Origin of the sequence: Methanobacterium congolense (assembly GCF_900095295.1) — an archaeon.
Taxonomy (GTDB): Archaea; Methanobacteriota; Methanobacteria; order Methanobacteriales; family Methanobacteriaceae; genus Methanobacterium_C; species Methanobacterium_C congolense.
Genome location: NZ_LT607756.1, coordinates 1,369,097 through 1,381,875, shown reverse-complemented (window position 1 = coordinate 1,381,875; position 12,779 = coordinate 1,369,097). Strand labels below are relative to the sequence as shown.

Annotated in this window: 8 protein-coding genes and 1 CRISPR repeat array (1 of these 9 cut by a window edge); all 8 genes read left to right on the top strand. The window is 34.2% G+C overall.

Annotation, left to right across the window (positions count from 1 at the left end; all coding sequences use genetic code 11):
* The first annotated feature begins 16 nt into the window (after positions 1-16).
* Positions 17-181 carry a hypothetical protein gene (locus tag MCBB_RS12110; RefSeq protein WP_171899100.1) on the top strand — a complete coding sequence of 55 codons (165 nt, stop codon included), beginning with the start codon at positions 17-19 and terminating at the stop codon, positions 179-181.
* A gap of 98 nt (positions 182-279) precedes the next feature.
* On the top strand, positions 280-528 hold the full coding sequence (locus MCBB_RS06470; protein WP_071906989.1) for an AbrB/MazE/SpoVT family DNA-binding domain-containing protein: 249 nt from the start codon (positions 280-282) through the stop codon (positions 526-528).
* 22 nt (positions 529-550) lie between these two features.
* A complete protein-coding gene (cas4, locus tag MCBB_RS06465; RefSeq protein WP_071908025.1) occupies positions 551-1,069 on the top strand; it encodes a CRISPR-associated protein Cas4 in 519 nt (172 codons plus the stop codon).
* 38 nt (positions 1,070-1,107) lie between these two features.
* The gene (locus MCBB_RS06460; RefSeq protein WP_071906988.1) at positions 1,108-1,653 is read left to right on the top strand and encodes a nucleotidyltransferase domain-containing protein; all 546 of its coding nucleotides are present in this window, start codon (positions 1,108-1,110) and stop codon (positions 1,651-1,653) included.
* Positions 1,637-2,065, top strand: coding sequence for a HEPN domain-containing protein (locus tag MCBB_RS06455; protein WP_071906987.1), 429 nt, complete (start codon positions 1,637-1,639; stop codon positions 2,063-2,065). The genes MCBB_RS06460 and MCBB_RS06455 overlap by 17 nt, the downstream gene beginning before the upstream one ends.
* Positions 2,062-3,027: a type I-B CRISPR-associated endonuclease Cas1b gene (gene cas1b / locus MCBB_RS06450; protein WP_071906986.1), complete on the top strand. Its 966-nt coding sequence runs from the start codon at positions 2,062-2,064 to the stop codon at positions 3,025-3,027. Before MCBB_RS06455 ends, cas1b begins: the two co-directional genes overlap by 4 nt.
* Before the next feature lie 124 nt (positions 3,028-3,151).
* Positions 3,152-4,318 carry an MFS transporter gene (locus MCBB_RS06445; protein ID WP_197668936.1) on the top strand — a complete coding sequence of 389 codons (1,167 nt, stop codon included), beginning with the start codon at positions 3,152-3,154 and terminating at the stop codon, positions 4,316-4,318.
* A gap of 20 nt (positions 4,319-4,338) precedes the next feature.
* A complete protein-coding gene (gene cas2, locus MCBB_RS06440; RefSeq protein WP_071906985.1) occupies positions 4,339-4,602 on the top strand; it encodes a CRISPR-associated endonuclease Cas2 in 264 nt (87 codons plus the stop codon).
* Positions 4,603-4,954: 352 nt separating this feature from the next.
* Positions 4,955-12,779: a CRISPR direct-repeat array (repeat unit 30 nt; unit sequence GCTAAAATCAGACTATTTTAGGATTGAAAT); it runs 4,043 nt beyond the window's last position.

Genomic DNA, 12,779 nt, shown 5'->3' with positions numbered 1-12,779 from the left:
GGATTAAGTGGTTAAAATGATCTACAAAACTGAACTCTCAAACGATTTTCAGACAATTATCCCTCCAGAAATCAGAAATAAGTTCAAAATAAGTTATGGAGACCAAATAGAATGGATAATTTCAAACAATGAAGTGAAGCTGAAGTTTATAAACAAAGTTTCAGTTAATGATAAACTCTGAAAAGGAGGCTGCTAAACTGAGAGAAGTGGAGAGGAGATAAAACCTGATTTTACTCGTTATTCATTGTTAAATTTACTTATATAATCCAAGGTGATAACATGCCAACAATCACAAAAGATTACAAGGTAAAAATTCCCAAAAAGGTCAGAAAAGACCTCAACATCCAACAGGGAGATGAAGTTGTCTTCGTTAAAAATAAAGATAAAAATTGGGTTCTCATGACATTGGAGGGATTAACAGACAAAATTGTGGAAAGATCTTCAGACATTGAGGAAACCATAACAGAATCAAGGGAAGGATTCAGAAAGGGAAGTTTAAAGAATCTAAAATCTCTTGATAACAGGTAAAACCTTTAAAAGAGGAAATGTAATGCTCCCAAACTCAGAAAAACACCTCCAAGTCAGAGGTACTGAAATAAACTACTACTTCATCTGCAGGACCAAGCTCTGGCTGTTTTCCCACAACATCCAGATGGAGCAGGAATCTGAATCAGTTTCAATGGGTAAACAGCTCCACAAGAAGAGCTATGGCCGTGAGAAGAAGGACTTCACCATTGACAACCTCATAAGCGTGGACTTCATAAGGAGGGGTGAAGCCTTGGAGCTCCATGAGGTTAAAAAAAGCAGTAAAATGGAGGACGCCCACCGCTACCAGCTCCTTTACTACATGTACTACCTGAAGAAGGAGAAGGGAATCCAGAATATTGTAGGATTCATAGACTATCCAAAGCTGAGGAAAAAAGAGAAGGTTGAGCTCACAGAATCTGGAGAAAAATATTTAGAGGGTATCATTGAAGGTATTGGTCAAATAATTCATGGAACCATTCCAAAACCTGAAAAAAAGAAAATATGCCGTAAATGTGCCTACTACGAGTTCTGTTGGGTTTGAGAAAATTTTATATATAAATTGTTCTAAAATATGAACATATGTTCGGAAAAATGAACATTCCTTCCAGGCATGCCATGAGGATCCTCTGCTTTCTGGGTAGGAATTATATGGAAAAGTACCACACAAGGGAGATAGTAAGGCAATTGAACCTGTCCCTTGGAACAGCCAGCAAGAATCTGAGAATTCTTGAAGAAGAAGAGCTTATCATAAAGGAAAATCTTGGAAGATTAACCATTTATCAGGCCAATATGGAAAATCCCCTGCTTAAGGAGCTTAAAATTGTATTCACACTTATGGAAATAGATGGCCTCATAAAAGAACTCAAAGAGTTTTCATCCAAAATAATCCTTTTTGGGAGTTGTGCAACAGGTGAAGACAGGCAGGAGAGTGACATCGATCTTGTGGTCCTGACTGGAGATATCAGGCACGCAAACAAACTAGTTGAGAAACATCAAATGGATATTTCAAGAAAAATTTCACCGATTATTATGGAGGAGGTTGAATTCCGACATTTAAAAAAGGAAGACAAACCATTCTATTCCAGAGTAATGAAAGGAAGGACTTTATATGAAATTTCAGTTTGAAAAATGTAAAGAAAGGGGTAAAATAGTTAAAATGGGTAAAGATCCGGAACTTGTGAGAAAAGAATTGAAAGAATCATCTCACGATTTGGATTCTGCTCAAAAATCATTATCCAAAGAAGATTACAAGTGGACCATAGTTCAATGTTACTACTCAATGTTCCATGCTTTCAGAGCACTGCTTTTTAGCAGAGGATACCGTGAAAAGAGTCATATCTACTTAAAATTCGCTATTGAAACTCTATTTGTTGATGAGGGAATACTTAACAGGGACCTACTTGATAATTTTGATTTTGCAATGAGAAGTAGGGAAAGGGCAGATTACAGTTACACTTACAACTTAAATTTAGCAGAAGACCTTTTAGATTCATCAAGAGAATTGTTGGATGAAGTTGAAAATCTGGTGAGCCAATGAAAAAGAACTACTACCTTATGTCGGATGGATTACTTAAAAGAAAGGAAAACACACTGTATTTTGTCAACAAAGATGGTAAAAAGCCCATACCCATAAACAAGATCTATTCAATATACGCCTACGGATCCCTGACCTTTTCATCCCAGTCTGTGCACCTCCTGGCAAAGGAAGGCATCCCAATACACTTCTTCAACTACTACGGATTCTACGACGGCAGTTTCTACCCCCGGGAAACCCTGCTTTCAGGGGATCTTCTGGTGAAACAGGCAGAACACTACCTCAACCCTGGAAAAAGGCTCTGGATAGCTAAAAAGTTCATTGAGGGTGCCGCAGGTAACATGGAAAAGGTTCTGGGCTATTACCACGTTGAAAATGGCATTGGAGAAACAGTGAAGGATCTAACCTTTTCATCCAACGTGACCGAGGCAATGAACGTTGAGGCACGTATGCGTTCCGAGTACTACTCAAAAATGGATGAAATATTGCCTGATGGATTTAAAATGGAGGGTAGGAGCAGGAGGCCTCCAGAGAACATGGTGAACGCCCTCATAAGTTTTGGAAACTCAATGGTCTATTCAACCGTTATCTCGGAGATATACAACACTCAGCTCAACCCCACAATCTCTTACCTCCACGAACCCTTTGAGCGGCGCTACTCCCTAGCACTGGATCTGAGCGAGATGTTCAAGCCGATACTGGTTGACAGGCTCATATTTTATATGGTAAACAAGAAAATGCTGACCGAGGACGACTTCGAACAGAAGGTGGACTACTGTATGCTCAACGACAGCGGGCGGAAGAAGTTCATCAAGGAGTACGATGAGAGACTTAAAAAGACCATAAAGCACAGGGAACTCAACCGTAAGGTTTCTTACAGGCGTTTGATCCGGCTTGAAGCTTACAAGTTAATCAAGCACATTCTGGGCACACAGGAGTACAAACCATTTGTTATGTGGTGGTGACAGGCCTTTTTTTATAGAAGAAGGGTTAAAGTATAGATTGGAGGGAATTGTAACGCAGAGGATCAATTTAGATACAGATAATTCCATAAATGATGGAAAATTTAGAGAAAAAAATTATACTTCATTGATTTTAATTTTAGGCATCGCAGGCTTTATATCTGCAGCAGATAACTGGATCGTGTCACCGGTTTTACCTGCAATTGCAACGGGTTTCGGTGTATCAGTTGCTGTTGCAGGCATCATATTCACATCTTACATGATACCCTACGGTTTCATGCAGCCTGTTTATGGTTTTATCAGCGATAAACATGGTAAAATTAGGGTACTGCAGTTGATAGTTTTGGGTCTTGCTTTAGGAACATTTGCATGTGCACTTTCAAGTTCTTTATGGGTGTTGTGTATCTGTAGAGCATTTACCGGCTTTTTTGCTGCAGGAATTGTTGCCCTGTCCCTGGCATGGATTGGAGATAATGTACCAGAATCCCAACGCCAAACATGTGTTGGAAAATTTATGGGAATAGTCTTTCTTGGCCAGGGCATGAGCGTTGGTATTGGAGGATTCATTGCTAACTACGCAAGCTGGAGGGTTGCATTTATTTTATTTGGACTGGCAGCAATCACATCAGAATTATTCTTACAGAAGATACCTGAAAACTTCACACCTACAAAACATCAACGTAACTTCTTTAAAGAAGTCAAAGATGTATGTTTAACGTCTAAAGGCAAAATCATCTTTCCTTTAGCATTTTTAACAGGTTTTCTACTGATTGGTTTGTACAGTTACCTTGGGGCATTTTTACATGAGATTTCAGGTTTAAACTACTTGGAAATTGGTTTAGTTTTAATGTTCTATGGTTTCGCCTGCCTGATTGCAGGTACCTACGTTGGAAAAATGGGAAACAAGTTTGGGCAACAGAAAACTGTTCTGACAGGGGCATGTTTTGCTTTATTCACACCCTTCTTGTTATTTTTCTTCCCATTCTGGCAGGTAATCTTATTAGCTACGGTAAGCTTGGGATTTGCGTACATACTCATGCAATCCCCTTTAGCAACCATAGCATTTGATGTTGCTCCAGAAACTAAAGGACTTCCATCTGCATTAATTGGATTAGGCTTATTTGGAGGTGGAGGTTTGGGTTCTGCTTTCTATGGTTACCTGCTACAGTTGTTGGGATATGGGGCAATCTGGTTTGCAGCTGCTCTGGGAAGTCTGATCCTAATTTTCATAGTAACCAGAGTAGACCTGGACTTTGGGCATCAATTTAAACATCCAAGATCATTGAAGGAATAACTAGATGGGAGGTCAATAAAATGTACGTTATAATTGTCTATGACATCAACGTTGACAGGGTTAACAAGGTCAAATCTTTCCTCAGAACTCATCTGCACTGGATTCAGAACTCAGTATTTGAGGGAGAGGTTACAAGAAGTGAGTTTGAAGAGATAAAGGATGGTCTGAAAGGTATTATAAACAAAGATGAGGATTCTGTGATACTTTATACTATGAGGAGCGAGAAAGCACTTAAAAGGAAGGTTCTTGGGGTTGAAAAGGCACCTATCGGTGGAATTCTTTGATTTTTTACTTTTTTTAATTTATTTACTATTATTATGCTTTTTTTAAGGATTTAACTAACTTTTATGGGATCGTTTATCCAAGCAATTTTAATATTACTTAATACATTCTAAATATTACTTAAGCTTTGATTAACTTATTCCAATTCCTTTGAGTTTAATATGGCCTGTACCCTCAGGATATTGCTATAATTAGTTTTAAATCAATATTCTCATCTTTTTTTATTAAAAAAATCTCCTTCAAGAGGCTGTTGATCCATATAAAAGAAATTGAAAATTGGGGATGGATAATTTTAAGTGTGATATTGGCCAAAGTATAGGGTGTATCAGGGTAAATAGGCGAAATTTCGGCCCTGCTAAAATCAGACTATTTTAGGATTGAAATGTCGTGTTGAGGATAATCCGCTTGAAACAGAAGTTAAGCTAAAATCAGACTATTTTAGGATTGAAATCTTGAAGCCTTGGAGGATCCATTTATGATGCTGCTTGGCTAAAATCAGACTATTTTAGGATTGAAATTTTTTAAGGAAAATGGATTAACTAAAGGGCATTATGAGCTAAAATCAGACTATTTTAGGATTGAAATTATTGAACATAGGCTGAAAGGTTACATGCTTTACAGCTAAAATCAGACTATTTTAGGATTGAAATGCTGCAACCCTCGAAGATAATATTGATTTTAACCGGCTAAAATCAGACTATTTTAGGATTGAAATCTTACTGTGAATACATCACTACAAAAGGAAGTAAAGTGCTAAAATCAGACTATTTTAGGATTGAAATGACTATTTTAACCCACTTTCAGAAGTAGGAGAGGGGGCTAAAATCAGACTATTTTAGGATTGAAATTTTTTTATTTATACTTCTTTATTTGAAGTTTCGTTTATGCTAAAATCAGACTATTTTAGGATTGAAATATTTTAGGTTGGATCGGGGTGTGTTTCATCTTATAAGCTAAAATCAGACTATTTTAGGATTGAAATATAATCTATATTTGCAGTAAATCTCATATTTTCACGCTAAAATCAGACTATTTTAGGATTGAAATACTTGGCTCCATAGTTGATAGATCAACACTTGTATTGCTAAAATCAGACTATTTTAGGATTGAAATGTTCTAAAGGAATTACTCAAAGAACAGGGAGTTGATGGCTAAAATCAGACTATTTTAGGATTGAAATGGGCTTTGTTTAGTGCATTGATTCTATCAGATACGGGCTAAAATCAGACTATTTTAGGATTGAAATACAACCTTTTATGTGTCGAATGGTCTTGTTAAACTCAGCTAAAATCAGACTATTTTAGGATTGAAATTAGAAGGTGAATGGACCTGTTCACACTGTGATTGTGAGCTAAAATCAGACTATTTTAGGATTGAAATACAGTTTTGGAGTCCCTACCGGAATTGGATTTGGAGCTAAAATCAGACTATTTTAGGATTGAAATAAAAGTTGTTCCAGACCTCCCTAGTGCCGAGGAAGAGCTAAAATCAGACTATTTTAGGATTGAAATCAAGTCCTACGATCCCGGCTATGGTTATGAAGGTTGTTGAGCTAAAATCAGACTATTTTAGGATTGAAATTTAATGACATGAGAGAAGGTCGTGGTGGTGCTGTTGCTAAAATCAGACTATTTTAGGATTGAAATTCCTCTGGAATGGGTATGGTTTTTGTGTAGTTGGGCTAAAATCAGACTATTTTAGGATTGAAATTATATCTGTTTTTAATTAGAATAATAAGTCCTTAATTGCTAAAATCAGACTATTTTAGGATTGAAATGATTTCACAAGACAAACGAGTGAGGGGGCTGTTGGTTGCTAAAATCAGACTATTTTAGGATTGAAATGTACTTCAATGAATAAGGCAAAGAATGCCTCAAACAGCTAAAATCAGACTATTTTAGGATTGAAATCGTGATGCTGTGGCTGAAATTAAGGAAGATTTGAGGGGCTAAAATCAGACTATTTTAGGATTGAAATGAGAACCATCCCCTTAAACGTGGATTACTTTGAACTGCTAAAATCAGACTATTTTAGGATTGAAATTATAAAAAACAGGTTCGTTAAAAGCTTCTTCTGGAGGCTAAAATCAGACTATTTTAGGATTGAAATTTGATTGTGAAACACTAAGGTAATCCGCAACAGAATGCTAAAATCAGACTATTTTAGGATTGAAATTATCGAGGAGGGTGCACTTGTAGAGGCAACGGTTGAGGCTAAAATCAGACTATTTTAGGATTGAAATGTATTGTACTGTACTGTATATTCTGTCATCAAGATCGCTAAAATCAGACTATTTTAGGATTGAAATAACTCAGGGCATACAGGCATCAGAAACAAGTTGAAGCGCTAAAATCAGACTATTTTAGGATTGAAATGGAAATAGTCATACAAAACGAAGGACAAGAAATCACAGCTAAAATCAGACTATTTTAGGATTGAAATTAAATGGTTTTCTTGACATGAAGTAAAATTTAGTTAGCTAAAATCAGACTATTTTAGGATTGAAATAACATTCCCAGTGCAGAGTTTATCGCATTTAGGAGGGCGCTAAAATCAGACTATTTTAGGATTGAAATGACGGTGACGATGACAACACACTCATGAATGGACTTGCGCTAAAATCAGACTATTTTAGGATTGAAATGCAGATATGTTGAGAGGGCCTATCCTTGGTACTCGTGCTAAAATCAGACTATTTTAGGATTGAAATTTAGATATTGAGATAGCAGACTTCATAAAACAAGTCGCTAAAATCAGACTATTTTAGGATTGAAATCCATACCCGGATTCCCTTTTGATGATCAGGAAAAAAGGCTAAAATCAGACTATTTTAGGATTGAAATTCTGTTACCTCTAACCTTCTAACGAGCGTAACACCTGCTAAAATCAGACTATTTTAGGATTGAAATCACCTTGTCCCCACTGTTGGTGAAGTACAACCTGGTGCTAAAATCAGACTATTTTAGGATTGAAATCAAATCGAAACTAAGAAAAAAGACACAATACTAATATTGCTAAAATCAGACTATTTTAGGATTGAAATGATCTAGATGAAATCTTAGATGATTCAGAATATGCAAGCTAAAATCAGACTATTTTAGGATTGAAATGAGATTAAAGATGAGTTAAACCGTTTAGATGTTGATGCTAAAATCAGACTATTTTAGGATTGAAATCGTACAATGGGATCTTTAGTTCTGAGAACAAATTTAGCTAAAATCAGACTATTTTAGGATTGAAATTCTTTCATTGCTGGTAAGATGTAACCGTCTTTGATTTTGCTAAAATCAGACTATTTTAGGATTGAAATCTATGTCCTTCTTTACATAAAAGGTATCTGCAAAGTGCTAAAATCAGACTATTTTAGGATTGAAATCACAACTTAAAGGATCATTAAAGCATCCTAAGAATGTGGCTAAAATCAGACTATTTTAGGATTGAAATTCACGGAAGACACATCTCAACGCATTCAAAACCAAAGCTAAAATCAGACTATTTTAGGATTGAAATGAAAACACACCAGCCGTCAACAACTGAATTTAAAGACGCTAAAATCAGACTATTTTAGGATTGAAATATTTAGATGTTAATGATAATTATGACACTGAAGAGGGCTAAAATCAGACTATTTTAGGATTGAAATGGGCTTTGTTTATTGCATTGATTCTATCAGATACGGGCTAAAATCAGACTATTTTAGGATTGAAATGCTTGATACTTATATGTTGATCTGTTTGCATTGGATGCTAAAATCAGACTATTTTAGGATTGAAATGTTGTAACTGATTTCATGGAACTCTCTCAGGATGAGGCTAAAATCAGACTATTTTAGGATTGAAATATAAATGAGTTAGATATTCACACTGAATATGAAGTTGCTAAAATCAGACTATTTTAGGATTGAAATTAGTATATATACTTTTCTATTTTTGATAAAAAAATATGCTAAAATCAGACTATTTTAGGATTGAAATTTATTCTGGGTTTTAAGTTCCTCATCAACCTGCATCCGCTAAAATCAGACTATTTTAGGATTGAAATATTAGTATATCTTCGGCTTTTAATTCTGGTAATACCGCTAAAATCAGACTATTTTAGGATTGAAATAGCATTATTTACAGGGTCTGAATCGAATTTAAGTCTGCTAAAATCAGACTATTTTAGGATTGAAATGTCAAAAACAGAATTAGAATAAACAGTAAAAGGTATGCTAAAATCAGACTATTTTAGGATTGAAATGCTTTATGAGCCGAACTGATCATGAACTTTTCCAGGGCTAAAATCAGACTATTTTAGGATTGAAATAGCAGTACTCCCAATAAGCCTAATCCTAATATTCACGCTAAAATCAGACTATTTTAGGATTGAAATCGGGGGACATTGAACAAGCAAAGGAAGACATAACGGGGCTAAAATCAGACTATTTTAGGATTGAAATTTTCTTTTATTTCATCAAAGCTTATTTCACGCATTTTGCTAAAATCAGACTATTTTAGGATTGAAATTTTTGTTGTCTTTTTCTCGTTGAAGGACACGTTTTTGCTAAAATCAGACTATTTTAGGATTGAAATTTGAGTAATACTATAAAAAGAGCATGTTAATAAAGGTGCTAAAATCAGACTATTTTAGGATTGAAATTCATATAATAAACTAGGGCTTTTTCTAACTGTTGAGATGCTAAAATCAGACTATTTTAGGATTGAAATCTCCTCCAGCTACGGTAGAAAATATGTCGCCTATTCGCTAAAATCAGACTATTTTAGGATTGAAATAGAAGCAGTATACCTTGCAGCTGCAGGATATGCATGGTGCTAAAATCAGACTATTTTAGGATTGAAATTACGGAAGGGTGACAACATCCTTCTCAACAGGTTTCCGCTAAAATCAGACTATTTTAGGATTGAAATTCAAAAAAAGTAACAAAACGAGATTTAATTATAATCTTTGCTAAAATCAGACTATTTTAGGATTGAAATTCAAAGACACATACAATTGAGATATATGCAACAGCCAGCTAAAATCAGACTATTTTAGGATTGAAATAGAAGTGTTAATATGTCCTTTTGACTGAAAGGTTCAGCTAAAATCAGACTATTTTAGGATTGAAATGTATTGAAGGGCTTTGTAGAGTTTCTCTGGATGTTTGGCTAAAATCAGACTATTTTAGGATTGAAATTCTCACAGACGGGTAGAAGGTACAACTTCTATAAAAGGCTAAAATCAGACTATTTTAGGATTGAAATAAAGACCTTTTAAGAACCACCTATGCCAAGATAGAGCTAAAATCAGACTATTTTAGGATTGAAATGATCGTATATTAACTTTGAATAATCAAAATATTGTTGCTAAAATCAGACTATTTTAGGATTGAAATAAAACTATATATAGTTATCACGCCAATCTACTACTAGCTAAAATCAGACTATTTTAGGATTGAAATACTAATTTTTTAGTATTGTTTTCTGTAAATAGGGTTTGCTAAAATCAGACTATTTTAGGATTGAAATTAGCTATCGCTCCAATACTGTTAAAATTTGGTAATGCTAAAATCAGACTATTTTAGGATTGAAATTATTATATTCCAAGAAGCCCCTGAAAACCTCAAAGCGCTAAAATCAGACTATTTTAGGATTGAAATTGAAAAAGACACGTTCCATATGGGCGTTGAAATGGGGGCTAAAATCAGACTATTTTAGGATTGAAATTTCAAAAAGGAAATCTGGTTCATCAAATACAACGGCGCTAAAATCAGACTATTTTAGGATTGAAATAAAAATAGCTACAATAGCAAAAATAGCAGATTCACACGCTAAAATCAGACTATTTTAGGATTGAAATTTTTTTTCACCTTTGTGTTGTACTTCCCTAGTTATAGCTAAAATCAGACTATTTTAGGATTGAAATTTTATGCAACTGGATAAAATAAAAAGTGGTTGCTTAAGCTAAAATCAGACTATTTTAGGATTGAAATAAAACTGGAAAAAAATTTTTTGAATACTCAGCAGAAGCTAAAATCAGACTATTTTAGGATTGAAATCAGGCTATAATAAACTTTATGGGAACTGAAAAAGACGCTAAAATCAGACTATTTTAGGATTGAAATGAGTTCAGAAATTTATAATATTTTTTTATCAAAAAGCTAAAATCAGACTATTTTAGGATTGAAATACTTAAAAGAAAAGACTACTCTCATGAAAGAAGATGAGCTAAAATCAGACTATTTTAGGATTGAAATTGTCAAAGTTAGATTTAACATTAAAAACTTGTTCAGCGCTAAAATCAGACTATTTTAGGATTGAAATGAAGAAGCTATAGAAAAGCTTCGATATGAATTTTTAGGCTAAAATCAGACTATTTTAGGATTGAAATTTCCTTTCCTTTCTTTCTTTCCCTTTTATTTATTCTGCTAAAATCAGACTATTTTAGGATTGAAATCAATTTGAACAAATTACTTCGGTTTCCTGTCGGTGTCGCTAAAATCAGACTATTTTAGGATTGAAATGACTTGCATCTTTTGTGAGGAAGGGTTTTAATGCTGGCTAAAATCAGACTATTTTAGGATTGAAATGAGCATGCCCCTTGTAAGGGTGTTGTCATCGGTTCAAGCTAAAATCAGACTATTTTAGGATTGAAATAAGTATTGTTTCGTTCATAGTAAAAGAATGAGCTTTGCTAAAATCAGACTATTTTAGGATTGAAATAAAGACACGATCTACTATACAGTAGAACTCAAGGCAAGCTAAAATCAGACTATTTTAGGATTGAAATGAAAAATGCAAAGACTCCTGCAGAACGTATAGCTGCGCTAAAATCAGACTATTTTAGGATTGAAATTCAGACTATTTCAAGTAAATTACAGAGGATGAAAATGCTAAAATCAGACTATTTTAGGATTGAAATGCAAACACACTGATAAACAATGTAAAACTGGAAAGCGCTAAAATCAGACTATTTTAGGATTGAAATTGAACTATCAGATTTGGGATTGAGTAAAAGGAGCATGCTAAAATCAGACTATTTTAGGATTGAAATAACTGTTTTAAGTTTGATCTGTACGAAGATCTATAAGCTAAAATCAGACTATTTTAGGATTGAAATATTAAAAGAAATGTGGAGTATAAGGCAAGCAAAAAGGGCTAAAATCAGACTATTTTAGGATTGAAATTTCTACTCATGGTTACAGAGTATGGGAATGATTACGGGCTAAAATCAGACTATTTTAGGATTGAAATTGTGAATTTGGGGATTTTAAATCCGGATCCTCCTCTGCTAAAATCAGACTATTTTAGGATTGAAATGTATACTTTTCAGATAATCAGGAATGGTTGGGAATAGGCTAAAATCAGACTATTTTAGGATTGAAATGGGCCTAGGCAATCTGTACAGATTAGAAGGTGTAATTGCTAAAATCAGACTATTTTAGGATTGAAATTCGGAGGGTTGTGAGGATTGCAAGTATGTTGAAAGTGCTAAAATCAGACTATTTTAGGATTGAAATCAACTCAAGTAATGAAGCTGTAACAGACCCTGTTAAAGCTAAAATCAGACTATTTTAGGATTGAAATTACTGTAGACCTACGTGGTGCAGGCAATGGACAGTAGCTAAAATCAGACTATTTTAGGATTGAAATACTATCTAGAAGACATTGAAGACATAGACATAATAATGCTAAAATCAGACTATTTTAGGATTGAAATCTTTTTTATAAATCACTTAGAAATAGACGAAATTAGTGCTAAAATCAGACTATTTTAGGATTGAAATTCTTTATTTGTATTGTCTTCTTATTATGGTTGTTTAGCTAAAATCAGACTATTTTAGGATTGAAATCTTTTTTATAAATCACTTAGAAATAGACGAAATTAGGCTAAAATCAGACTATTTTAGGATTGAAATATGTTGAATTTATGGATGAAGTGAAAGGATTACTCGGCTAAAATCAGACTATTTTAGGATTGAAATTTACAGTTTAACCTTGAAATTGACATGTTCAAATACGGGCTAAAATCAGACTATTTTAGGATTGAAATTGGATGATGGCCTTGTCAATCAAAGATACTGCACATGCTAAAATCAGACTATTTTAGGATTGAAATATTATCTCATTTGCAGGAGAAAACGCCGTTACCGTGTGCTAAAATCAGACTATTTTAGGATTGAAATTATATCATCAGGGGT

Excerpts from the sequence above, each read along its gene's own strand:
- MCBB_RS12110 (WP_171899100.1), top strand. The coding sequence starts at position 17 with ATGATCTACAAAACTGAACTCTCAAACGATTTTCAGACAATTATCCCT.
- MCBB_RS06470 (WP_071906989.1), top strand. The coding sequence starts at position 280 with ATGCCAACAATCACAAAAGATTACAAGGTAAAAATTCCCAAAAAGGTC.
- cas4 (WP_071908025.1), top strand. The coding sequence starts at position 551 with ATGCTCCCAAACTCAGAAAAACACCTCCAAGTCAGAGGTACTGAAATA.
- MCBB_RS06460 (WP_071906988.1), top strand. The coding sequence starts at position 1,108 with ATGTTCGGAAAAATGAACATTCCTTCCAGGCATGCCATGAGGATCCTC.
- MCBB_RS06455 (WP_071906987.1), top strand. The coding sequence starts at position 1,637 with ATGAAATTTCAGTTTGAAAAATGTAAAGAAAGGGGTAAAATAGTTAAA.
- cas1b (WP_071906986.1), top strand. The coding sequence starts at position 2,062 with ATGAAAAAGAACTACTACCTTATGTCGGATGGATTACTTAAAAGAAAG.
- cas2 (WP_071906985.1), top strand. The coding sequence starts at position 4,339 with ATGTACGTTATAATTGTCTATGACATCAACGTTGACAGGGTTAACAAG.